Consider the following 24,309-nt stretch of genomic DNA (forward strand, 5'->3'; position numbering starts at 1 on the left):
TCCCCCTTTTCATTTGGCAATTTTTAATTGAGCTATTCGTTGATTTCACAAAATCAACTTCAACCTAAGGAGTGATCAAACGTGGATTATGTCGTTGAAATGTTAAATATACGCAAAGAGTTTCCCGGCGTTGTTGCCAATGATAATGTGACGTTACAGCTTAAAAAAGGTGAAATTCACGCTTTGTTAGGTGAAAATGGCGCTGGAAAGTCGACATTGATGAATGTGCTATTTGGCTTGTATGCGCCGGAAAAAGGGCAAATTCGTGTTAATGGCGAAGAAGCCAAAATCACCGATCCAAATGTCGCCAACGAACTGGGAATTGGAATGGTTCATCAGCACTTCATGCTGGTCGAACCATTCACAGTTACTCAAAACATTATTTTGGGGAGTGAGCCGACAACATTCGGCAAAATCAATCTGCGAAAGGCAGAGCAAGAAGTTCAGGCGTTATCAGACAGGTATGGCCTGAAAGTTGATGCTACCGCGAGGATTAGAGATATATCGGTTGGGATGCAGCAACGGGTGGAAATTTTAAAAACACTTTACCGTGGTGCAGAGGTCTTAATTTTTGACGAGCCGACCGCCGTGTTAACACCACAAGAAATAACTGAGCTGATGCAGATAATGAACGCGCTGACCGATGAGGGCAAATCCATTATTCTAATTACGCATAAATTAAAAGAAATTATGGAGATAAGTGAGCGGTGTACAGTGATTCGCAAAGGGAGAGGAATTGACACGGTCAATGTAGCTGACACTTCCGTTACAGAGCTTGCTTCGCTTATGGTCGGCAGAGATGTCAGTTTTGAGGTGGAGAAGAGGCCATCTGAACCTGAGGAAACAGTGCTGAAAGTCCGGGATCTGGTGGTAAAAGACAGCCGCAAAGTCGAGATGGTAAAAGGAATGAATCTGGAAGTGCGCGCCGGTGAAATTGTTGGAGTTGCTGGTGTAGACGGTAACGGCCAATCCGAATTGATCGAGGCGATCACCGGTCTTCAAAAATCCGAATCCGGAAATATTTTAGTGAGAGATAAAGAAATTACTAATCTCTCCCCTCGAAAAGTCACCGAAAGCGGAATAGGCCATATTCCACAGGACCGTCATAAATATGGTCTGGTCCTGGATTATACGATTGGCGAAAATATGGTGCTGCAAACCTATTATAAGAAACCATATTCAAAATACAAAATATTGAACAAAAAAGAGATTTATAAAAAGGCGAATGCATTAATTGAGGAATACGATGTCAGAACTCCAAGCGCCTATACGAAAGCAAGTGCTTTATCCGGGGGTAATCAGCAAAAAGCCATTATCGGTCGGGAAGTGGACCGGTCACCGGATTTGCTGATTGCAGCTCAACCGACAAGAGGATTGGATGTCGGAGCAATTGAATTTATTCACAAAAGATTGATAGAAGAACGGGATAAAGGGAAAGCCGTGTTATTAATTTCGTTTGAGCTGGATGAAATACTGGATGTCAGTGACCGGATTGCTGTCATGTTTGACGGAAAAAATGTTGCGGAAGTTAAACCTGATGAGACGGATGAAAATGAGCTTGGTCTGCTAATGGCGGGAAGCAAGAAAGAAAAGGCAGGTGGAAAATAATGAATTCCAATAGACTTTTTAATATTCTTGTTCCACTTATTTCTGTTTTGATTGGTTTGTTTGCCGGGGCACTTATCATGCTTGGCTTTGGTTATAATCCGATTACAGGATATGTGGCATTGTGGAATGGCGCATTCGGTGATTTATACTATTTCGGTGAAACAATCCGACAAGTGACGCCCTACATATTAACAGGTTTGGCGGTAGCATTCGCCTTTCGAACTGGCCTTTTCAATATTGGTGCTGAAGGACAGGTGATTGTCGGATGGCTTGCTGCCGTATGGGTTGGTACAACAATTGAAGCTCCCATGTATATTCATTTGCCTTTAGCGATTATTGCTGCAGCTGCTGCCGGGGCATTATGGGGGTTCATACCAGGTCTTTTAAAGGCAACCAGAGGCGTGCATGAAGTGATTATAACCATTATGTTAAACTACACGGCATTATATTCCGCCAACGCGATTGTCAGGAATGTTCTGTCGGACAATGAAGATAAAACACCAGATGTTGCCGCGACAGCATCACTGGCATCAGAGTGGTTTCAAAACATGACGTTTTTTTCCCGTATGCATTACGGGATATTCATTGCCCTGTTTGCGGCTGTTATTATGTGGTTCCTAATTGAACGGACAACGATAGGGTATGAGCTTAAATCAGTCGGTTTTAATCAACATGCTTCCAAATATGCCGGTATGAGTGTAAAGCGGAATATCATTCTGTCCATGGTTATTGCCGGGGCTTTTGCTGGCATGGCCGGTTCAATGGAAGGGCTGGGAACCTTTGGTTATATGTCTGTGCAATCGGGATTTAACAATCTTGGTTTTGACGGGATAGCTGTTGCTTTGTTAGGTGCCAATACTGCTTTAGGTGTTGTGCTGGCCGCCCTTTTGTTCGGTACACTCAAAGTAGGTGCTTTAAATATGCCAACCGAAGCAGGAGTGCCGACCGAATTGGTTGATATTATTATCGCGCTGATTATTTTCTTTGTTGCGTCAAGTTATATCATTCGCTGGGTTATACTTCGCTTTAAAAAGGAGGAGAAATAAATGGGACTTGTTGATCTCTTGCAGTCGATTATTCCACCGGCATTGTTCTTTTCAGCGCCTTTAATATTTACAGCATTAGGCGGAGTATTCAGTGAACGTTCCGGTGTTGTCAACATAGGACTGGAAGGCTTAATGGTCATGGGAGCATTTGTCGGCATTATATTTAATCTGACATTTGGTGATGCGCTTGGCGTCTGGGCGCCATGGGTATCCATATTTGTTGCAATGGTTGTCTCAGCCCTTTTCTCTGTTATTCATGCTGTTGCTGCCGTGTCATTCCGTGCAGATCAGGTTGTCAGCGGTGTGGCCATCAACTTCCTGGCTTTAGGTTTGGGAGTGTTTCTAACTAAACAATGGTATGGAAGGGGCCAAACGGACATGGTGTCCCACCAGTTTTTCACCCGGGACATTCCATTTCTTTCTGATATACCAGTGATAGGCGACATATTCTTCCAGGGTATCTATTGGACGTCATATTTGGCAATTGCTTTGTCATTTGTGGCATGGTACGTCCTTTATAAAACGCCCTTTGGCCTGCGTCTTCGTTCGGTAGGGGAACATCCAATGGCTGCAGACACAAACGGAATAAGTGTTTACAAAATGCGTTACATCGCTGTTATCCTCTCGGGTGCACTCGGCGGTTTGGGCGGATCGGTGTTTGCGCTGACGATCGCATTGAACTTTTCCCATGCGACCATCGTCGGGCAGGGCTTTATGTCATTGGCGGCCGTCATTTTCGGAAAATGGCATCCGCTGGGGGCGATGGGAGCTGCGTTGTTTTTTGGCTTTGCTCAAAGTTTGAGTGTCATCAGCGGCGGTGTCCCAGTACTTGAAGATGTACCACAAGTATTCCTGCTGATCGCTCCATATATATTAACGATTTTGGCATTGGCTGGGTTCATTGGGCGTGCTGAAGCACCAAGAGCCAATGGTGAGCCATATATAAAAGGGACACGCTAATACTGTGCCTGAGTTGCTTTTATAATAAGCAGCTCAGGTTTTTGCTATAATATAATAAGGTATATAAGCCACACTAAGGAAGAACGGATTAAACGGTTTACATAAGGGAGGACCCTGAATGAATGAAACCTATGAAGAGGTCGTGTACAAAAATGGAATCAATTTTCATTTTGTGCCAACTGAAAAATTCAAAACGATTTCTATAACAGCTAAGTTTATGGCCCCATTGAAACAAGATACGATAACACAGCGTGCGTTGCTGCCATATGTACTGCAGCAGGGCACATCATCCTATCCTGATCGGAGTACTCTTCAGAAGAAATTGGATCATTTATACGGTGCAGTCCTAACAATGGATGGTTCCAAAAAAGGTAATCATCATATTGTGACAATTCGTCTTGAAACAGCCAACCAAAAATTTATTTCAGAGGAATCTGCCATCATCGATGAGGCCGTTACGCTGTTCAAGGAGATTATTTTCAATCCCAATCATCCGGATGGTGCTTTTCCTCCTGCTGTTGTAGACAGGGAAAAGAATACATTGAAACAAAAAATAAATGCTATTACAGATGATAAAATACATTTCGCCAATATGCGGCTCATCGATGAGATGTGTCATGATGAACGGTATCAACTGCACGTACACGGATATGAAGACGATTTGGAGTGGATAACGGCCGAAAACTTATATGCGTATTACCAGTCCCTGTTACAAGAAGATCAGCTCGATATTTATGTCTCAGGGGATATTGACTGTGACGACATGAAAGCGAAACTCTTTTCAGCATTTCAGCGTGAGGGTAGCTCGATGCTGCAAGAAGATGTACTGGAAGTGGAAAAACAAAAGGAAGAGCCACATGTTGTCATTGAAAAACAGCGCATTCAACAGGCAAAATTACACTTCGGCTATCGGACCCATATTACGTTCCAGGATGATGACTATTTTGCGTTGCATGTTTTTAATGGATTATTTGGCGGGTTTCCAAGTTCTAAATTGTTTATCAATGTCCGGGAAAAAAACAGCCTTGCTTACTACGCGGCGTCACAATTTGAAAGTCATAAAGGATTATTGTTTGTGTTCAGTGGCATTGCACCTGAAGATTATCAGCAGGCAAGGGAAATCATTGAACGGCAAATGGATGCCATGAAAAAGGGTGATTTTTCCGAAGGAGACATGGCCAATACAAAAGAACTGATCATTCATCAGATGCTTGAAACAACGGATCATTCGAAAGGATTGGTTGAATTGCTTTATCAGCAGGTTGTCGGCGAAACGGATCGGTCCCCGGATACCTTAATGGAAGGTATTAAACGTGTCAGCAAAGAAGATGTCATACAGGTTGCCAGTAAACTGGAGTTGGACACCATTTATTTATTGACCGCTCAAGGGAGTGATTCAGATGAATAAACAGTCATATGGCCATATTGAAGAGACTGTCTATAAAGAAAAACTGGAGAATGGTTTGACCGTTTTTCTGTTGTCTAAACCAGAGATGGCCAAAACGTATGGCATATTTTCCACCAATTTCGGATCGATCGACCAGACTTTTGTTCCGATTAATGGAACCGAACAAGTCACAGTCCCGGAAGGGGTCGCCCATTTCCTGGAACATAAGATGTTTGAAAAAGAGGATCGTGATGTGTTTGCTGACTTCGGCCGGCAGGGAGCATCAGCAAATGCATATACTTCTTTCACCAAAACCGCCTACTTATTCACAGCGACGAATCAAATTGAAAAAAATGTTGAAACACTGCTTGATTTTGTCCAAGACCCTTACTTTTCGGAGAAATCGGTAGAAAAAGAAAAGGGCATTATTGCTCAGGAAATCGAAATGTACAATGATCAGTCTGACTGGCAATCGTTTATGGGGACGCTGAGAGCCCTGTTCCATAAGCATCCGGTGAAAATTGATATCGCGGGTACGGTCGATTCCATTCAAACGATTACAAAAGAAGATTTATATACGTGTTACAACACGTTTTATCATCCGGAAAACATGACGTTGTTCATTGCCGGTAATTTTGACCCGCAGCAGATGATGGGTCTGATCCAGCACAATCAAGGGTCGAAACACTTTGACCAATTGGATCACATCAGGCGTGAATACCCTCAAGAACCTGCTTCAGCAGCCAAAAAAGAGAATAAAATGATCATGCCTGTGTCGATTCCAAAATGTACGGTTGGTATCAAAGAGTCAGCATCTGGACTGAGCGGTGAAGCATTTTTGAAGAAAGACCTGCTTCAAAGTATGATTGTTGATTATTATTTTTCCAGGGGTGGCCCATTTTATCAACAGCTGTATGACCAGCAGCTGATTGATGCCAGCTTTTATTTTGAAACAACGTTGGAGAAAAATTTTGGCTATACATTTATTGGCGGTAACACGAGTGAACCAGATCATTTTGCGGATACGGTGCGAGAGTTGCTGAAATCTGCCGATGGGACTGTGTTCACTCCTGAAGAAATTGACCGTATGAAGAAAAAGAAAATCGGGCAATTACTGCGGGCGATGAATTCACTGGAATTCGTGGCCAATAAATATATTTATTATGATACGGTGGATGTTGATTTATTTAATATAATTCCTGCCATCCAGTCATTAACGGCCGAAGACTTTAACATTTTCGTACAGAATTGGATTGATGATGATCGGATAGCGGTGTGCAAAATAGTGAACGAATAGGGGATTTTAATGGAGAAAAATGTATTGATTATTGGTGCCAGCGGCGATATTGGCAGATCGATTGTCATGCGGCTTGCCAAGGAAGGCTGGCAGCTGATGCTGCATTATAACCGGAACATTCGCGCCATGGAAGCCAATCGGAGACGTTTGAATAATCAATCCATCCTGATGGAAATACAAGCTGATTTAAGTGATCAGGCCGGTATAAATCATCTCTTAAATCAGCTCGTGTTTCCGGTTGATGCGGTCATATTTGCGGGTGGCAGTGCGTACTACGGATTATTCCAGGACACGGATGAACAAACAATGGAATCCATGCTGACGTTGCATGTGAAGGCACCATGGACGATTACAAAGCACGTTCTTCCTTCGATGATACGGGAGAAACATGGCAGGATTCTTTTTATTACGTCTGTATGGGGGGAAGCTGGTGCAGGCAATGAAGTGGTTTATTCATCTGTTAAAGGCGCCCAAAACAGTTTTGTTAAAGCTCTGGCCAAAGAAGTAGCGACTTCCGGTATAGCCGTAAATGCGGTGAGTCCCGGTTTTATCGATACAAAAATGAACCAGCACTTGTCGGCTGAAGCAAAAGAAGAGATTATTCATGACATCCCGGCAAATCGGGCCGGAACTTCAGAGGATGTTGCCAATACCGTTCGTTTTCTGATGGATGAACGGTCAGATTACATCCACGGAGAGATTATTCATGTGAGTGGTGGCTGGAGGTCCTAAAATCCTATGTATAATCAGGACTATAAAACAAATACTATACATGTAAAAAATTGAAGGAGGCAGATGAAATGTCCGTTCTCGATAATTTTGACTCATGGAAGGGATTTTTGGCCGACAGACTGCAGCAGGCACAATCTCAAGGAATGGGGCAGCAAACGATATCGAACATGGCTTATGAGGTTGGTGACTATCTGGCAGCGAATACAGATGCCAAGAACAATGAAGAAGCTGTTCTGCAGGAGATTTGGACTGCTGCATCTGAGGATGAACGACATGCAATTGCCAGTGCGATGGTTAAGTTAGTACAAAACCAGGGAAACGCATAAATGTAAAATAAAGAAGCTGCAGGAGGCAGCTTCTTTATTTTTTCCCGATTATCTTTACAATCTCCTTTTCTTCCTTCATAAAATACTTTATTATAGTACTATACTAGTTAAATCGTATAAGGGGTTTGTTATGGAGAAAACAGAATGGTACCTGGAATATGAGATACAATATAATCGGCCTGGTTTATTAGGAGACATTTCCTCCCTGCTTGGTATGCTTTCCATTAATATTCTATCCATTAATGGCGTGGCAGAATCGCGAAGAGGCATGTTGCTGCTTTCCAGGGAAGATGAACAGATTACAAGATTAAAATCAATTATGCAAACAATGGATACGATAAAAATTAAAAAAGTCCGCAAACCAAAGATGCGTGATAAACTTGCCGTAAGACATGGCCGGTATATCCAGAGTGATGCGGATGACAGAAAAACATTCCGATTTGTCAGGGATGATTTGGGTATTTTAGTCGACTTTATGGCAGAACTGTATAAAAAGGAAGGACACAAATTAATTGGAATACGCGGAATGCCACGGGTTGGAAAGACGGAATCGGTTGTAGCAGCCAGTGTCTGTGCTAATAAGCGGTGGCTGTTCGTTTCAAGTACATTACTTAAACAAACCATTCGAAGTCAGCTTATTAAAGATGAATACAATCATGATAATTTGTATATAATTGATGGAATTGTTTCAACGCGCCGGGCTAATGAAAAGCATTGGGAGCTTATCAGGGAAATTATGCAGCTTCCCGCCATCAAAGTTGTTGAACACCCTGATATGTTCGTCCAGGCCACCGAATACAAACTGGATGATTTTGATTATATTATTGAGCTGCGCAGTGACGAACATGAGGAAATCACATATGAACCGGTAAACAACACTTTTAGCCAAGAAAACGGATTTTCGATGTTTGACTTTTAAAATGGATGGTGTTAGCGATGGAGATCGGAGAAAGACTGAAAGAAGCAAGAGAAGAGCAAAATTTGTCGCTTGAAAGTTTGCAGGAGACAACAAAAATACAAAAGCGATATCTAGAGGCCATTGAGCAAGGAAATTTCAAAATATTACCGGGAACGTTTTATGCGCGTGCGTTTATTAAAGAGTATGCTGCAGCAGTTGGACTTGATCCGAATGAATTGCTGGAAGAATATAAAGCGGACGTACCCCAGCCCGAAGAGGAAAGGACACCTCAATATTCACATATTCAACGATCACGCAAAGATAATAACCCGGCCAAAAGCACTGCTGTGTTTTCCTTCATTCCGACAGTCATTGTCGTGTTGCTGGTGATTGGCATCGTCTTTGTGGTATGGTTTTTCCTACAAGGTTCAGCCTCTGAGGAAAGTAATGAACCTGCTCAGCCACAGGATGATAACGAGGTAACCTATAATAGCGATGAAGACAGTCAGGAAAATGCCGGGGCAGAAGATGATGGTTCCAGCGCGGGAAGTGATTCCGAATCAGAAGAAACCAATGAAGGGAACGCGGATGCCAAATCTGAGAAAGAGCAGCCTGAATTGACCGTTGAGGAAGAGGGCACAGGTAATTCACCGGAATCAACCCTTAATCTGAAAAATGCGGGCGATGATGTTACCGCTACAGTCGAGGCGGAAGGAGACTCCTGGCTCGAAGTGGAAAATGACAATGGGGAGTCTTTGTTTTCAGGTATGGTTAGTACCGACAATTCGCCGGTTGAAGTGGATTTGTCCAGTACGGATCGTGTCTGGTTCAGTGTCGGGAACGCACCAGCTTTAGATATCACAATCGATGGGGCTGCACTTGAATACCCTGTTAACCCTGATGAAGAAGTGTTTCAAAAAATTTGGGTTAACATTAATCATGCAGGTGAATAGTCGACTAAACCGAAACGATGGTTGTTTCTGCTCAATGTTGGTTGAACAGAATAGACTTCGTATAGGCAGTTGCTCCCCGCGTATGTGTATACTGCCCGATAAGGCGGGGAAAATGGAAGTTACTTGTTCAAGCCTTTCCTTACTGATAATGAGGGAAGGGTTTTACATGCAGGAGGGAAATCGTGTGAATATACCTAACAAGATGACGCTTTCACGAATTTGTTTAATCCCTATTTTTATTATTTTGCTGGCTGTTCCGTTCAATTGGGGAGAATGGAGCACTGGGGAAACAGTTTTACCGGTTGCGCATTTTATTGCCGCTTTATTGTTTATCATTGCAGCGGCAACTGATTGGGTTGATGGGTACTATGCTAGAAAATATGATTTAGTAACGAATCTGGGGAAATTTCTGGATCCCCTGGCTGACAAGCTGCTCGTTGCTGCAGCATTGATTTTGCTGGTAGAAATGGGAATGGCCCCGGGATGGATTGCGATCATTATCATCAGCAGGGAGCTTGCTGTAACGGGTTTACGTCTTGTGGCAGCAGGTGAAGGAATTGTGCTTGCGGCAGGAAACATGGGAAAACTAAAAACCGCTACCCAAATGATCGCCATTGCGCTATTATTATTACATGATTTTCCATTTTCTTATGCCGGTCTTCCACTCGGGATGATTATGCTGTATATATCGTTATTTTTTACCGTTGCATCAGGATATGATTATTTTGTGAAAAACTGGCATGTAATGAGGGATTCCAAATGATGAAAAACATCAATGCCGAAATTGTTGCAGTCGGCACAGAGTTATTATTGGGACAGATTGCCAATACAAATGCACAATGGATATCGGAAAAATTAGCTTCGATTGGAATAAATGTTCACCATCATGCTGTTGTCGGTGATAATCTCAAGCGGGTTGAAGAGCAGTTCCGAATTTCCGGCAATCGGTCTGATGTCATGATTGTTACGGGGGGGCTGGGGCCGACAGAAGACGACCTGACCCGCGAAGCTTTTCAGCAAATTACTGGAGCAGATATTGTTGAACATGAACCAGCCATGAAGAAGATTGAAGCTTTTTTTCAAAAGCAAAAAACGGACATGACGCCCAATAATAGAAAACAGGCACGTGTTTTTGCAGGGAGTGACGTGATCGAAAATAACACAGGCATGGCAGCAGGCATGTCGCTTTCCCACGAGGGTAAAACGTGGTTTTTTTTGCCGGGTGTGCCACGAGAGATGAAGCAGATGATGACGTATAGTGTCCTGCCTCAATTGCAGCAACTAGCAGGGGAAAAGATGGTGATCCAGTCAACCATGCTCCGTTTTACCGGCATTGGTGAATCTCGTCTTGAGCATGAACTGCGGGATTTAATTCACGAGCAGACAAATCCAACAATCGCCCCTTTAGCACAAAATGAAGGTGTCGCCATCAGGCTCACGTCCAAGGCAGCGACAAGTGATGAGGCAACTGACGTGATTAATCGGACAAAGCAGGAAATTCTCGACCGGGTTGGCGGCCATTATTACGGGGTCGATGATCAGACGCTGGAAGAAAAGGTTTTGGCATTGCTGAAAAAGAAGGATGTGTCCGTGGGAGCTGCTGAAAGTTTAACGGGCGGTATGTTTACTGACAAACTGATATCAGTACCCGGGGCTTCTGATGTGTGCCGCGGCGGCATAGTCTGCTATGATACAAAGGTGAAAGAAAACGTCCTGCACATCCCTGAAGATCTTATTCGGCAATATGGCACCATTAGTGGAGAATGTGCTGCAGCTATGGCTGAAAACGCCTGTTCACTACTGAAGGCTGATATCGGAATCAGTTTCACCGGAGTGGCCGGCCCTGACAGCATTGAGGGTCATCAGGCAGGCACGGTATATATTGCCCTGCATGATCAATCAGGGAAACAGTTGACCCGAAAATATACCTTCGCGGGTAACCGGCAAACCATTCGGAGACGGACAGTCACAAAAGGATATGAGCTTTTATTTAATTTGTTAAATTAAAGTTATTGGCCAGGTTTTTTCCTGGAAATTAATTTTTTGTGTCTCGTTATCTATTAAAATCCCTTTATGGAGAAAAGAACACCTGAAAAATATGAGAACATTTATTCGTTTTATTCTTGGCAAATCTCCACAAAAGGAGTATGATGTAATTAGGTTATTCATAAGGAGGAACGTGCATTGGGAGATAAAAAACAAGCTTTAGATATGGCGTTAAAACAAATTGAAAAACAGTTTGGAAAAGGTTCAATTATGAAACTGGGTGAGCAAGAGGGCCAAAAGATTGCAACGATTCCAAGCGGATCACTTGCTTTGGATGTCGCTTTAGGTATTGGAGGTTACCCGCGGGGGCGTGTTGTCGAAATTTACGGTCCAGAATCTTCCGGTAAAACAACTGTTGCGCTGCACGCGATTGCTGAAGCTCAACAGCAGGGTGGTCAGGCTGCGTTTATTGATGCTGAGCATGCACTTGATCCGACATACGCACGGGCGCTCGGTGTTAATATTGAAGAATTGCTTTTGTCACAGCCGGATACAGGTGAGCAAGCACTGGAGATTGCCGAAGCACTTGTCCGGAGTGGTGCCGTTGACATTATTGTAGTGGATTCGGTAGCCGCACTGGTTCCGAAAGCGGAAATCGAAGGTGAGATGGGAGATGCACACGTCGGGTTGCAGGCACGTTTGATGTCTCAGGCACTGCGGAAGCTTTCCGGGGCTATCAACAAATCGAAAACAACGGCCGTATTTATCAACCAGATTAGAGAAAAGGTAGGGGTAATGTTCGGTAATCCGGAAACAACACCGGGTGGACGGGCTCTTAAGTTCTATTCATCTGTCAGATTGGAAGTACGCCGAGCAGAAACGTTAAAGCAAGGGAATGAGATGGTAGGAAATAAAGCCAGGTTGAAAGTTGTTAAAAATAAAGTAGCCCCTCCGTTTAAACAGGCGGAAGTTGATATTATGTACGGTGAAGGTATTTCCAGGGTAGGCGAAATACTGGATATAGGTTCAGACCTTGATATTGTTCAAAAAAGCGGTGCATGGTATTCCTATAATGGTGAACGGCTTGGACAAGGCAGGGAGAATGCCAAACAGTTCCTGAAAGAAAACGAAGGTATTAAAATGGAGATCCACCAGGCTATCCGCACACATTATCATATGGACGAGACACCGGAAGAAGAAACTGAAGAAGGATCCCAAGAAGGGGATCAGGAAAGAATGGATGTTTAACTGGTGTTCGTTTGAATAAGTCCTTTGCTGACAAGGATTAGCAAAGGACTTACTTTATCCGCCTCAACGAGCTATACGACCACACTTCAAGATTTTAAGATGGAAACAAATAAAATAAGCGAAGCGGAAGGAAACCTCTGCTGAACGACGCTTCACTTTATTTTTATGCAATAACTATTACGATTTCTTGACATTAGCCAATGGGATCAGTAAAATTAAGTTGTATAATTTTCTATTATTATACAGCTTAATTATTTATTATTGAACATTGTACATGCCGACAATAATGAATCAATTGTACAACTTTATAGCAATAGGAGGTGAAATCATGGATAATCCCTTAATCATCTCCATTTTGCTTGCCTTAATCCTGATCGTCGGTATTGTTGTTGGTTATCTGATTCGTAAATCTATTGCAGAAGCTAAAATTTCCAGTGCGGAAAACTTGGCCAAACAAATAGTAGATGAGGCACATCGGAATGCGGATGCTGCCAAGAAAGAGGCACTTCTTGAGGCGAAAGATGAGAATCATAATCTTCGTCAGCAGACAGAAGAGGACTTACGTGAACGGCGATTGGAAGTACAAAAGCAGGAAAATCGTCTAATGCAAAAAGAAGAAAATCTGGATAGAAAAAACGAAACGCTTGATAAGCGTGAAACGATGCTGGAGGGAAAAGAAGAATCATTAACAGAAAAACAACAACAAATTGAAGAAATGGAAAGCAAAGTGGAAGCGATGCTTAATGAGCAGCAAACGGAGCTTGAGCGCATTTCCGGTTATACAACTGACCAGGCTAAACAGATTATTTTGGAACGGGTTGAGCAAGAGGTTAACCACGAATCAGCGTTAATGGTGAAAGAAGCTGAAAACCGTGCCAAAGAGGAAGCGGATAAAAAGGCTAAAAGCATTCTTTCGCTTGCCTTACAGCGTTGTGCTGCAGATCACGTTGCCGAAACAACCGTATCTGTTGTAAACCTTCCAAATGATGAAATGAAAGGCCGGATAATCGGTCGCGAAGGACGCAATATTCGTACGCTTGAAACATTAACCGGAATCGACTTAATCATTGACGATACACCGGAAGCTGTCGTTTTGTCAGGGTTTGATCCAGTACGCCGGGAAATTGCCCGTATGGCGTTGGAAAAACTTGTACAGGACGGGAGAATACATCCGGCCAGAATCGAGGAAATGGTTGATAAGGCGAGACGTGACGTTGATGACTATATTCGCGAAGTTGGCGAAGAGACAACGTTTGAGGTCGGTATTCACGGACTGCATCCGGATCTTGTTAAAATCCTCGGCCGTCTGAAATATCGTACGAGTTATGGTCAAAATGTGTTGAAGCACTCCACTGAAGTAGCGTATCTTTCAGGATTGCTTGCTGCAGAGTTAGGTGAAGATGAAACCCTGGCTAAAAGAGCCGGCTTGCTTCATGATATTGGTAAAGCAATTGATCATGAAGTTGAGGGTAGCCATGTTGAAATTGGTAAGGAACTTGGGGTTAAGTATAAAGAACATGAGGTTGTCATCAATTCAATTGCTTCTCACCACGGTGATGAAGAGGCGACTTCCATCATTGCTGTTCTGGTTGCTGCGGCCGACGCGTTATCAGCTGCCAGACCTGGAGCCAGAAGCGAAACGTTGGAAAATTATATTAAACGTCTCGAACGACTGGAGGAAATTTCAGAGTCTTTTGCAGGTGTAGAGAAGTCCTTCGCCATCCAGGCCGGCAGAGAAGTTCGAATCATGGTTAAGCCCGATGAAATTGATGATATTGACTCTGTTCGAATCGCACGTGATATCCGTAAACAAATTGAAGGCGAACTTAATTATCCTGGACATATCAAAGTAACCGTCATCAGAGAGACAAGAGCAGTAGAGTATGCAAAATAACATTAAAAGTGTAAGCACCCGATTAGCCGACTCCCCTTATGAAGCAAGGTGAAGGAAGTCGACTGACCCGAGGAAGCTGAAATAAAAGCGGCCATACTGTGCCGCTTTTATTTTTCTTTACATTAATAATGGAATATGCAACACTGTGACTAATTCATACAGATAGGATGAGCACTATGAAAATACTTTTTATTGGTGATGTTGTCGGGTCTCCAGGCCGGGATATGGTTCAGACATATCTCCCTAAATTAAAAGAAAAATACCGGCCAAATGTTACCATTATTAATGGAGAGAACGCAGCGGCTGGCAAAGGTATAACGCAAAAAATTTACAAACAGTTTCTCGAATGGGGCGCCCATGTCATTACAATGGGGAATCACACATGGGATAAAAAGGAAATATTTGAATTTATTGATGATGCGAATAATATGATCCGACCCGCCAATTATCCGGAAGGCACGCCGGGAAAAGGCTTAACTTTTGTGAATATAAACGGTACTGAGATTGCGGTTATTAACGTTCAGGGACGCACTTTTTTACCCGCGATTGATGATCCATTCCGCAAAGTAGATGAACTGATTATACAAGCCAGAAAACGAACGGCTATTATTTTTGTAGATTTTCATGCTGAAGCAACGAGTGAAAAACAGGCAATGGGATGGCATCTGGATGGAAAAGTCAGTGCTGTTGCAGGAACGCATACGCATACACAGACAGCGGATGAACGGGTCTTGCCGAATGGCACCGCCTATATTACGGATGCTGGCATGACAGGCCCTTATGATGCCATATTGGGTGTGGATCGGGAAGCTGTCCTGAAAAAGTTTTTTACCAGCTTGCCGGTACGATTTGAAATTGACAAAAAAGGGAGAACGCAATTAAATGGTTTAGTCGTTACGGTTGATGAAAAATCAGGAAGCGCTTCCAAAGTTGAACGTATATTAATTAATGACGACCACCCGTTTATTGATTGAGAGGAAAATAGGTTATGACACGAAAAAATATCGATGGCACCTGCCGGTTAGATCAGCAGATAATATTTGAATGTTTAGAATTATTGGTGCATAATAAGGTAATAAGCTAGCATCTCCAAGAATATAGTAACATTAGAACTACAATAGTTAATGAAGGAGGAACCAGCAGTGGAAGTATTAAAAGTGTCAGCTAAATCCAATCCAAATTCAGTAGCAGGGGCATTAGCGAATGTTTTACGGGAACGGGGGTCGGCGGAGATACAGGCAATCGGTGCCGGGGCGTTGAATCAGTCTGTGAAGGCGGTAGCCATATCAAGAGGATTTGTCGCTCCAAGCGGTGTTGATTTAATATGTATACCGGCATTCACCGATATCATGATTGAAGATGAAGAACGAACAGCCATTAAGTTGATTGTCGAACCGAGATAATTTCAAATCATTCATTTCCAGTGTTGTGCTTTTGCACAGCACTTTTTTAAAAAACTGAAATTTGCGTTTTTAACTGTTTAAACCATGCAATGATTGATGGTGATATTAAAATTGGAAGATCATTAATTATTGGAAGGGGGATCACAATCTGATTCGAGTCTTGTTCATGGTCCTTTTATCTTTAATCATTTTAGTTGCGTGTGAACAAAACAAAAATCAAACAGAGAGTATGAAGAGTGCATCGGATAACCAGAGCGGTATTAATGTTGGGGAAGGTGAAACGCTTGCTTCCGAATTTATCATTTGTCTTTACACTATAAATAATTATCAGGAAATTCCCGATATTAGAAATAAGTCTAAAAAGTATCCTGATGTTTAGGTGAAACCTGCCTCCCCAAGTTTTTACGGGAGGTTTTTAAATTTTGGTTTACAGATGGATGGATTGTTTAATTTGTCTGTAGCCTTTATAATAGTACAGTGTATAACTAAGATATAAAACGCTTTTTATATAAGGAAAGGAGTTGCCATATGAACGAACAGCAACGGAAGCAGCAGGCGCAAATTAAACAGCCCGAAAATCCGTCGGACATAAAATCCGGTTCGGTTAACATGGAACGGCTGAAAAAGACATCCAGCGATGATATGATTGCCAAATATTTTGAAACGACATATGAACCGCCAAATCTGAACAAAGCAAGGAAACGCGGCCGCGATGATGTGGAAGTCCACTATGATTTCGGCATTCCGGAAGATATGGAAAACATCGGAGAAGGCCGGAAATTTATGATCCGTACATATGGCTGTCAAATGAATGAACATGATACCGAAGTCATGGCTGGAATTTTGAGTGAAATGGGTTATGAATCAACCAATGATACCGAAGAGGCAGATATTATTTTGCTGAACACCTGTGCCATCAGGGAAAACGCGGAAAATAAAGTGTTCGGTGAAATTGGTCACTTAAAAGCGTTGAAACGGGAGAAGCCGGACTTAATCCTCGGTGTTTGCGGCTGTATGTCCCAGGAAGAGAAAGTCGTTAACCGGATTATGAAAAAGCATCCGCAAGTTGACCTGATCTTTGGCACGCATAACATCCACCGCCTGCCATACCTTGTGAAAGAAGCCATGTTCGGCAAGGAAAAAGTGGTGGAAGTTTGGTCCAAGGAAGGGGATATCATTGAAAATCTACCTAAAGCGCGGAAAGGCAAGGTTAAAGCATGGGTTAACATCATGTATGGCTGTGACAAGTTTTGCACGTACTGCATTGTGCCAATGACCCGCGGGAAAGAACGAAGTCGTCTTCCGGAAGACATCATTCAGGAAGTACGCCAGTTAACGGCACAAGGTTACAAGGAAATTACATTGCTTGGTCAGAATGTCAATGCTTACGGCAAGGATTTTGAGGATTCCGATTATGGTCTTGGCGATTTAATGGATGCTCTTCATAAAATTGACATCCCAAGAATCCGATTCACCACATCACATCCAAGGGATTTTGATGATCGTCTGATTGAAGTGCTTGCAAAAGGCGGTAACCTGCTTGACCATATCCATCTCCCTGTCCAGTCCGGCAGCAGTGAAGTTCTCAAGAAAATGAATCGCCGCTATACACGCGAAGAATATCTGGAACTCGTCAGAAAAATTCGGGAAGCGATGCCGAATGCGACACTGACAACTGATATTATCGTCGGATTCCCGAATGAAACAGCAGAACAATTTGAAGAAACGATGTCACTGGTTGAAGAAGTTGGTTTTGAATCGGCATTTACGTTCATTTATTCACCGCGGGAAGGCACACCTGCCGCCCGAAAGCAAGATGATGTGCCTGAAGAAGTGAAAAAACAGCGCCTATACCGTTTGAATGAGCTGGTGAATAAACAATCCGCTGAATCGATGCAGCACTATAAGGATGAAGTTGTGAAAGTCCTTGTTGAAGGTGAAAGCAAAAAAGATCCTGATGTATTGGCCGGTTACACAGAGCGAAATAAATTGGTTAATTTCAGGGCACCTAAATCATTAATCGGCAAAATTGTTGATGTAAAAATTACAGAAGCCAGAACATGGTCGTTAAACGGCGTCTTGGCAGAAACGACAGCAGAGGTGAAATAAGATGGCAGAGTACACACGCAAACAAATCCTGGATGAAGCTAAAAGACTGGCGAACATGCTTGCCGATACAGAAGAGATTGACCGCTTCAAACAGGTCGAAGCCAAAATAAATGATAATCAGAAGGTACAGAAGTTAATCACGAAAATCAAAACATTACAGAAACAGGCAGTTAACTTTCAGGCATATGGAAAAACGGAAGCATTGAAGAACGTTGAAGAAGAAATTGACCGATTACATGCCGAAGTGGACGAAATACCGGTTGTCCAGGAATTCAAAGAAACACAGGGTGTTGTCAATGACGTCCTTCAGCTTGTTTCCGGAACGATCTCACGTGAGGTTACCAATAATGTGATTACCTCAACCGGCGGTGACCTGCTGTCGGGTGAAACCGGCACAAAAGTTGAGAGTGAATCACAAGAACGGCAATAGTTAGGGCCAGGCAGGTTAAAACGCCTGGCTCTTTTATATCTTGAATTACGAAATCGATTATCTTACCTCTTTCATTATTTCATTATGCACTTTAGGTATTTGTCTTGCATAAAATGACTATGAGTAAAAGGAGGTAACGAATAAATGTCTTTTCTTGATCATGAGTATAGAGAGATTATAACGAAAGCGGTTTGTGGCAAAGGCAAAAAATTTACGCAGGCAACGCACCATGTATCGCCATCACATAGACCTACCAGTATACTTGGCTGCTGGGTGATTAATCATCTGTATAACGCTAAGAAAAAATCAGAAGATACGGTGGAAGTCAACGGCAGCTATGACATTAATATCTGGTATTCGTACAATGATAATACGAAGACAGAAGTGGTTACGGAACGCGTAACGTATACTGACTATGTCCCTCTCTCAGTACAGGATGACAATACGTTGAATGATGATTATGATGTGATTGCCAAGGTAGTTCAGCAGCCAAACTGCCTGGAATGCGAAATCGCTGAGCATGGTAATAAAATCGTTGTGGATGTCGAGCGTGAGTTTGTTGTGCAGATTATCGGCGAGACAAAAGTTGCTGTTAAGGTAGATCCAAAAGGGCACACCTATGATGATGACGATGACTGGGGTTTTGATATTACGGATGGTGAGCTGAGCGATGTAAAACCCGATTTTGTCGACAGCAAGGGTAAAGATTAAAAAACTTACGAGGGGAGACTCTCGTAAGTTTTTTTGAAAGATAAGAAGGCTCAACACCAAAATCTACGGTTACCAAACTAGACTGGGTTATAGTGTCCGCTGCGGAAAAACACTTGGTGCTCGTCGTGTTGGAAGTCAGGCCTGCACTCATCCAGGCCACCGTGTAACCTTTATCTCATTGCCCCTCATGGGGAGGAGACCGGCTAGCCCCCGATCCGATTGCGTGCAGGCGCCGACTTACCTGTGTTACACAGGCATAGTTTGTATGTCGGTAAACGGGCGCTTCCGCTTTTGCTCTGATATTTCGGTTCGCCGTCGCCCTGCAAAATATGCTATAATGGAACAATATGTTGCAAGTTTTGGAGGATTCATTATGGTCGAATATACACCAATGATGGCGCAATATTTGAATATTAAGGCTGAGCACAAAGATGCTTTCTTATTTTTCCGGCTGGGTGACTTTTATGAAATGTTTTTTGATGATGCCATCAAAGCCGCCAGAGAGCTGGAAATTACCCTGACAAAGCGGGATGGCGGAAAAGAGAAGCCCACTCCGATGTGTGGTGTGCCATACCATTCCGCGGCTAATTATATTAAAAATTTAATTGATAAAGGCTATAAAGTGGCAATTTGTGAGCAGGTAGAGGATCCTAAAACCGCTAAAGGTGTTGTGAAACGGGAAGTGATTCAATTAATCACGCCTGGTACCGTTATGGAAACCAATATGCTGACGGAGCGTGACAACCATTATATTGCTAGTCTATCGCATTTTGAAGATGGATCCTATGTGATTGTCTATAGTGATTTATCGGTTGGTGAGAACAATATTGCTCTCATTTCCGGGGGCTGGGACGCTGTTATGCATGAACTGTATAATCAGCCGGTTAAAGAGATGGTGGTTTCCCCTGAGCTTCCTGAAACACAACAGGAAGAGTTAACCAAAACATTAAATATAACGCTGTCGTATCAGGACGAGATAACATTTAATGCAGAATACCGGAGTTTGTGTGACAATTTGAATGATGAGCGCCTTGTGCAAGCATTCAGCCGACTGTTGAATTACATAGAGGATACACAAAAACGCTCGCTTGATCATTTACAGCCTGCTCATGTGATCGAGCTGGACAACTTTTTATCCCTGGATATGTATTCAAAACGGAACCTGGAATTAACGGAGACTATCATGAAGAAGGGCAAGCATGGAAGCCTCCTGTGGGTACTTGACCAGACTGTTACGGCAATGGGCTCGCGAATGCTGAAAAAATGGCTCGACCGTCCTCTGTTAAATCAGCAGCAAATTGAAGCACGGTTTGATGTTGTGGAAGGATTTCTGCACGGTTTTATGGAACGTGATGCATTGCGTGAGACCCTCAAATCAGTCTATGACCTAGAACGTCTTGCTGGCAGGGTTTCTTATGGGAATGTCAATGCGCGTGATTTGGTTCAGCTGAAACAATCACTTGAAAAAATCCCCGACTTAAAAGCTATCTTGAGGCAGTTTGATCATGAAAAAATAACTCAATTAAGCAGTGAACTCTCGTCTCCGGAAGAGCTTGTTTCGCTGCTGAGTGCCAGTTTAGTAGACGACCCGCCAGTGTCTATAACGGAAGGTTCGATTATTAAGGATGGCTATCATGACAAACTGGATACGTATCGCGGGGCATCGCGAAACGGGAAACAATGGATTGCAGAATTGGAACAGAAGGAAAAGCAGGAAACAGGGATTAAATCATTAAAAATAGGTTACAACCGTGTATTTGGGTATTACATTGAGATAACCAAAGCTAATCTGCACCTGCTGGCCGAAGACAGATATGAGCGGAAGCAGACGCTTGCAAATGCTGAACGCTATGTAACTCCTGAGCTGAAGGAAAAGGAACAACTGATTCTGGAAGCAGAAGAACAAAGCGTGGACTTGGAATATAACCTCTTTCTCGAAATCCGTGATCAAGTAAAAGAACATATTCCGGAAATTCAACATTTAGCGGAGGTTGTCAGCCAAATCGACGTGCTCCAGGGGTTTGCGACAGTCAGCGAGGCAAACCAGTATAATCGGCCGAACTTTTCAAAAGACCGGCTATCTATCAGAAGTGGACGCCATCCGGTGGTTGAACAGGTCATGAAACATGATGCCTTTGTTCCGAATGATATTTTACTTGATCAGAAGACTTCCATTCTTCTGATTACCGGGCCGAATATGTCGGGGAAAAGCACCTATATGCGACAGCTTGCCTTGACGGTTATTATGGGGCAAATCGGCTGTTTCGTCCCATGCGAAGAGGCGGAACTGCTATTGTTCGACCAGATTTTTACACGAATCGGCGCAGCGGATGACCTCGTGTCGGGGGAGAGCACGTTCATGGTAGAAATGCTTGAAGCCAATCATGCCATTGCCAACGCCACTGAAAACAGTTTAATTTTACTGGATGAAATTGGACGTGGCACAAGTACGTATGACGGGATGGCGCTGGCCCAGGCAATTGTTGAGCATATTCATGATCATATTCACGCCAAAACGGTATTTTCGACACATTACCACGAATTGACAGCACTTGAGGACACCCTCGACAGGCTGAAGAATATTCATGTCCGAGCGGAAGAATATGAGGGGAATGTCGTTTTCCTTCATCAGATCAAAGAAGGGGCAGCGGATAGAAGTTATGGCATTCATGTTGCAAAACTGGCTGACCTTCCGTCACCGCTGATTGAACGGGCAAGCACTATTTTGAAACAATTGGAAAACAGCAGTGAAGCGAATGCAACTGACAACAGTCAATTATCATTTTTTGCAGAACCAGAAAACCTTCAACCGGAGAAGAATACGGTCAGTCAATCGGCGGCCAGCGTGATAAATGATTTAGAACATATGAATCTATTTGAGATGACCCCAATGGATGCCATGAACGCATTATATAGCCTGCAAAGACAGGCGAAAGAAGAATAGAATGAAAGGACTGTTTCCATGGAAGTTTTTCAAATGCCGGATGCACTGGCCAATAAAATAGCAGCTGGGGAAGTCGTGGAACGTCCTGCTTCGGTTGTTAAAGAATTAATTGAAAACAGCATTGATGCCAATAGTTCATGGATCAGGGTGGAAGCAGTAGAGGCCGGACTGCAAAGCATTAAAGTGATCGATAATGGGAATGGTATGTCTGAAACTGATGCTGAGAAGGCTTTTTTGCGCCATGCTACAAGTAAGATTAAAGATGAAACGGATTTATTCCGCGTCAACACCTTAGGCTTTAGAGGGGAAGCACTGGCGAGTATTGCGGCGGTCAGCAGGTTGACGGTGAAAACCTCACAGGGCGACAGCGCCGGTACGTTTTTGTCGATCGAAGGTGGCGTGATTACGGACAGGACAAAAAGTGATGCACGGAAAGGAACGGAAATCGTAGTTGACGATTTATTTTTCAATACACCGGCGCGATTGAAGTATATGAAAACAATTCATACCGAGCTTGGACACATTACCGATCTGTTAAACCGTCTGGCATTATCTCATCCATCTATTCGTTTTGAGGTCGTGCATAATGGAAAGCCGTTATTCAACACTGCGGGAACCGGTGATTTGCTGCAGGTGATCAGTCAGGTATATGGCATGAGTGTGGCCAGGAAGATGATTCCAGTCAAGCATGAAACACTGGATTTTTCGATCGAAGGTTATATCGCAAAACCTGAAGTCACCAGAGCATCCCGAAACTATATATCGACGATGGTTAATGGCAGATACATTAAAAGTATGCAGCTCTCGCAGGCTATTATCAGAGGCTATCATACATTGCTCACGGTTGGACGTTCTCCAATTGTTGTCCTGTCCATCGATATGGACCCGGTTTTAGTAGATGTCAACGTCCATCCAACCAAACTGGAGGTTCGGTTCAGTAAGGATAAGGCGCTGGCTGCGGCCATTGAAGACATGATTCATGGTGCATTCAGAAGCACTTCACTCATACCGGAGATGGAACCAAAACAGCCGGCTCCGGAAAAGCAAACGGTGCAGAATACCTTGACATTTGATGAACCGGAACGGGAAACACGATCATGGCCGGTTGAACAGCATGTAAGTGAATTTAAACCAGAGTTCAGAAGCAGTATGACGGAGCAGAACTTAACCGGCAGTTATTCGGAAAAAACAACGGATGATCTACCGGATATTGATTCAATCGGGACAACAGCAAGCGATACGTATAGATCAATGGAGGAATCCGACGATGCGCCCCGGGTGCCTGTCATGTATCCAATTGGCCAGCTTCATGGGACGTACATTCTGGCTCAGAACGAAGCCGGCTTTTATATGATTGACCAGCATGCAGCTCAGGAACGAATCAAATTTGAACGCTTCAGAAGAAAATTGGGTCATACAACGAATGAAGTACAAGAGTTATTGATTCCATTAACATTTGATTTTTCAAAACAAGAGTCCATTTTTATCGATCATCATATGGAGGACCTTGCCAACGTTGGTTTGTTTTTTGAGCCATTCGGTAATCAGACTTATATCATCCGTTCCCACCCCAATTGGTTTCCAAACGGTTATGAGGAAGAGGTTATCCGGGAAATGATCAATCAAATTGTACAGGATGAGAAAGTTGATGTTCAAGCCATCAGGGAAGACGCTGCCGCTCTAATGTCCTGCAAGCGATCTATTAAGGCTAATCATCATTTAAACCAGGAGGACATGTTCAAGTTGCTGGAAGGATTGCGGAACACAGCAGATCCATTCACATGTCCGCATGGCCGGCCGATTATGATTCATTTTTCTTCTTATGAACTGGAGAAAATGTTTAAACGCGTGATGTAAATGTATAAAACGGGCGCACCTCGTAGAAACTAACATGAAAAGAATGCGGGGTGTTGTTTATGGATAATCAAAAGCTTATCAATTTTTTAAATCAGCTACTATCCAATTCTTTTGTTATGTATGTCAAACTTCATGGTATCATTGGTACATCCAGGGAAAGCATTTCTTTCAGCTTCACGAGGTATTTGAAGACATGTACTCAGCGTTTGCAGCAGATGCTGATGCCATTGCTGAACGCGTTTTAATGATTGACGGAAAACCATTGGCAACCATGATTAAATACATAAAAGAAGCAACATTGGAAGAAGCAACAGCTGACGATAAAGAAGATGAAATCATCGCAAGGCTGACGGAGGATTATCAGCAGATTATCAACGAAATAAAAGACGAAGGGATTCCGCTTGCATCTGAAAGAAATGACGAACCAACAATGGACTTGCTTGTTACCCTTCAAGGCAAATTAGAAAAATATGTCTGGATGCTGTATGCGTATCAAGCGTATGAATAAAGTTATGTAGGG

At 43.1% G+C, this 24,309-nt stretch carries 21 protein-coding genes; all 21 read left to right on the plus strand.

The window, feature by feature from the left end; all coding sequences use genetic code 11:
* Window positions 1–81: 81 nt before the first annotated feature.
* The 21 genes from E4U82_RS02040 (at window position 82) to E4U82_RS02140 (ending at window position 24,297) form a co-directional block, all read left to right on the plus strand.
* A complete protein-coding gene (locus E4U82_RS02040; RefSeq protein ID WP_135108360.1) occupies window positions 82–1,608 on the plus strand; it encodes an ABC transporter ATP-binding protein in 1,527 nt (508 codons plus the stop codon).
* Window positions 1,608–2,654 (plus strand): ABC transporter permease, encoded by a 1,047-nt coding sequence (locus tag E4U82_RS02045; protein WP_167751293.1) that lies wholly within the window; start codon window positions 1,608–1,610, stop codon window positions 2,652–2,654. The genes E4U82_RS02040 and E4U82_RS02045 overlap by 1 nt, the downstream gene beginning before the upstream one ends.
* Entirely contained in the window at window positions 2,655–3,614 is a 960-nt protein-coding gene (locus E4U82_RS02050; protein ID WP_135108362.1) for an ABC transporter permease, read from the plus strand. It abuts the gene before it with no gap.
* A 118-nt stretch (window positions 3,615–3,732) separates the two neighbouring features.
* A complete protein-coding gene (gene yfmF, locus E4U82_RS02055) occupies window positions 3,733–5,022 on the plus strand; it encodes an EF-P 5-aminopentanol modification-associated protein YfmF (protein WP_135108363.1) in 1,290 nt (429 codons plus the stop codon).
* A complete protein-coding gene (yfmH, locus tag E4U82_RS02060; RefSeq protein ID WP_135108364.1) occupies window positions 5,015–6,298 on the plus strand; it encodes an EF-P 5-aminopentanol modification-associated protein YfmH in 1,284 nt (427 codons plus the stop codon). The genes yfmF and yfmH overlap by 8 nt, the downstream gene beginning before the upstream one ends.
* A 9-nt stretch (window positions 6,299–6,307) precedes the next feature.
* Window positions 6,308–7,030 carry an elongation factor P 5-aminopentanone reductase gene (gene ymfI, locus E4U82_RS02065; RefSeq protein WP_135108365.1) on the plus strand — a complete coding sequence of 241 codons (723 nt, stop codon included), beginning with the start codon at window positions 6,308–6,310 and terminating at the stop codon, window positions 7,028–7,030.
* Between the two features lie 68 nt (window positions 7,031–7,098).
* Window positions 7,099–7,356, plus strand: coding sequence for a DUF3243 domain-containing protein (locus tag E4U82_RS02070; RefSeq protein ID WP_135108366.1), 258 nt, complete (start codon window positions 7,099–7,101; stop codon window positions 7,354–7,356).
* Between the two features lie 130 nt (window positions 7,357–7,486).
* Complete coding sequence (locus E4U82_RS02075) at window positions 7,487–8,275, plus strand: YmfK family protein (protein WP_135108367.1); 789 nt, start codon at window positions 7,487–7,489, stop codon at window positions 8,273–8,275.
* A 17-nt stretch (window positions 8,276–8,292) separates the two neighbouring features.
* A complete protein-coding gene (locus E4U82_RS02080) occupies window positions 8,293–9,207 on the plus strand; it encodes a helix-turn-helix domain-containing protein (RefSeq protein WP_135108368.1) in 915 nt (304 codons plus the stop codon).
* A gap of 184 nt (window positions 9,208–9,391) precedes the next feature.
* Complete coding sequence (pgsA, locus tag E4U82_RS02085; RefSeq protein WP_135108369.1) at window positions 9,392–9,970, plus strand: CDP-diacylglycerol--glycerol-3-phosphate 3-phosphatidyltransferase; 579 nt, start codon at window positions 9,392–9,394, stop codon at window positions 9,968–9,970.
* Complete coding sequence (locus E4U82_RS02090) at window positions 9,967–11,214, plus strand: competence/damage-inducible protein A (protein WP_135108370.1); 1,248 nt, start codon at window positions 9,967–9,969, stop codon at window positions 11,212–11,214. The genes pgsA and E4U82_RS02090 overlap by 4 nt, the downstream gene beginning before the upstream one ends.
* Before the next feature lie 177 nt (window positions 11,215–11,391).
* Entirely contained in the window at window positions 11,392–12,441 is a 1,050-nt protein-coding gene (recA, locus tag E4U82_RS02095; protein ID WP_135108371.1) for a recombinase RecA, read from the plus strand.
* Between the two features lie 328 nt (window positions 12,442–12,769).
* A complete protein-coding gene (rny, locus tag E4U82_RS02100; RefSeq protein WP_135108372.1) occupies window positions 12,770–14,335 on the plus strand; it encodes a ribonuclease Y in 1,566 nt (521 codons plus the stop codon).
* A gap of 176 nt (window positions 14,336–14,511) precedes the next feature.
* Window positions 14,512–15,309, plus strand: coding sequence for a TIGR00282 family metallophosphoesterase (locus tag E4U82_RS02105; RefSeq protein ID WP_135108373.1), 798 nt, complete (start codon window positions 14,512–14,514; stop codon window positions 15,307–15,309).
* 168 nt (window positions 15,310–15,477) lie between these two features.
* The gene (locus E4U82_RS02110; protein WP_135108374.1) at window positions 15,478–15,738 is read left to right on the plus strand and encodes a stage V sporulation protein S; all 261 of its coding nucleotides are present in this window, start codon (window positions 15,478–15,480) and stop codon (window positions 15,736–15,738) included.
* A 528-nt stretch (window positions 15,739–16,266) separates the two neighbouring features.
* Complete coding sequence (gene miaB / locus E4U82_RS02115; protein WP_135108375.1) at window positions 16,267–17,847, plus strand: tRNA (N6-isopentenyl adenosine(37)-C2)-methylthiotransferase MiaB; 1,581 nt, start codon at window positions 16,267–16,269, stop codon at window positions 17,845–17,847.
* A 1-nt stretch (window position 17,848) separates the two neighbouring features.
* Window positions 17,849–18,277: a YlbF/YmcA family competence regulator gene (locus tag E4U82_RS02120; protein WP_135108376.1), complete on the plus strand. Its 429-nt coding sequence runs from the start codon at window positions 17,849–17,851 to the stop codon at window positions 18,275–18,277.
* 144 nt (window positions 18,278–18,421) lie between these two features.
* On the plus strand, window positions 18,422–18,988 hold the full coding sequence (locus tag E4U82_RS02125; RefSeq protein ID WP_135108377.1) for an outer spore coat protein CotE: 567 nt from the start codon (window positions 18,422–18,424) through the stop codon (window positions 18,986–18,988).
* 373 nt (window positions 18,989–19,361) lie between these two features.
* Window positions 19,362–21,932 (plus strand): DNA mismatch repair protein MutS, encoded by a 2,571-nt coding sequence (mutS, locus tag E4U82_RS02130; RefSeq protein ID WP_135108378.1) that lies wholly within the window; start codon window positions 19,362–19,364, stop codon window positions 21,930–21,932.
* Window positions 21,933–21,950: 18 nt separating this feature from the next.
* A complete protein-coding gene (mutL, locus tag E4U82_RS02135; protein ID WP_135108379.1) occupies window positions 21,951–23,789 on the plus strand; it encodes a DNA mismatch repair endonuclease MutL in 1,839 nt (612 codons plus the stop codon).
* Window positions 23,790–23,937: 148 nt separating this feature from the next.
* On the plus strand, window positions 23,938–24,297 hold the full coding sequence (locus E4U82_RS02140; protein WP_342447714.1) for a Dps family protein: 360 nt from the start codon (window positions 23,938–23,940) through the stop codon (window positions 24,295–24,297).
* Window positions 24,298–24,309: the final 12 nt, after the last annotated feature.

It is taken from the genome of Lentibacillus salicampi, assembly GCF_004565465.1.
GTDB lineage: Bacteria > Bacillota > Bacilli > Bacillales > Amphibacillaceae > Lentibacillus > Lentibacillus salicampi.

What these genes read in the sequence shown, in the direction of transcription:
- E4U82_RS02045 (WP_167751293.1), top strand. Translation starts at nt 1,608, where the DNA reads ATGAATTCCAATAGACTTTTTAATATTCTTGTTCCACTTATTTCTGTT.
- E4U82_RS02080 (WP_135108368.1), top strand. Translation starts at nt 8,293, where the DNA reads ATGGAGATCGGAGAAAGACTGAAAGAAGCAAGAGAAGAGCAAAATTTG.
- E4U82_RS02070 (WP_135108366.1), top strand. Translation starts at nt 7,099, where the DNA reads ATGTCCGTTCTCGATAATTTTGACTCATGGAAGGGATTTTTGGCCGAC.
- yfmF (WP_135108363.1), top strand. Translation starts at nt 3,733, where the DNA reads ATGAATGAAACCTATGAAGAGGTCGTGTACAAAAATGGAATCAATTTT.
- yfmH (WP_135108364.1), top strand. Translation starts at nt 5,015, where the DNA reads ATGAATAAACAGTCATATGGCCATATTGAAGAGACTGTCTATAAAGAA.
- ymfI (WP_135108365.1), top strand. Translation starts at nt 6,308, where the DNA reads ATGGAGAAAAATGTATTGATTATTGGTGCCAGCGGCGATATTGGCAGA.
- miaB (WP_135108375.1), top strand. Translation starts at nt 16,267, where the DNA reads ATGAACGAACAGCAACGGAAGCAGCAGGCGCAAATTAAACAGCCCGAA.
- mutL (WP_135108379.1), top strand. Translation starts at nt 21,951, where the DNA reads ATGGAAGTTTTTCAAATGCCGGATGCACTGGCCAATAAAATAGCAGCT.
- E4U82_RS02090 (WP_135108370.1), top strand. Translation starts at nt 9,967, where the DNA reads ATGATGAAAAACATCAATGCCGAAATTGTTGCAGTCGGCACAGAGTTA.
- mutS (WP_135108378.1), top strand. Translation starts at nt 19,362, where the DNA reads ATGGTCGAATATACACCAATGATGGCGCAATATTTGAATATTAAGGCT.
- E4U82_RS02075 (WP_135108367.1), top strand. Translation starts at nt 7,487, where the DNA reads ATGGAGAAAACAGAATGGTACCTGGAATATGAGATACAATATAATCGG.
- rny (WP_135108372.1), top strand. Translation starts at nt 12,770, where the DNA reads ATGGATAATCCCTTAATCATCTCCATTTTGCTTGCCTTAATCCTGATC.
- E4U82_RS02120 (WP_135108376.1), top strand. Translation starts at nt 17,849, where the DNA reads ATGGCAGAGTACACACGCAAACAAATCCTGGATGAAGCTAAAAGACTG.
- E4U82_RS02050 (WP_135108362.1), top strand. Translation starts at nt 2,655, where the DNA reads ATGGGACTTGTTGATCTCTTGCAGTCGATTATTCCACCGGCATTGTTC.
- E4U82_RS02125 (WP_135108377.1), top strand. Translation starts at nt 18,422, where the DNA reads ATGTCTTTTCTTGATCATGAGTATAGAGAGATTATAACGAAAGCGGTT.
- E4U82_RS02105 (WP_135108373.1), top strand. Translation starts at nt 14,512, where the DNA reads ATGAAAATACTTTTTATTGGTGATGTTGTCGGGTCTCCAGGCCGGGAT.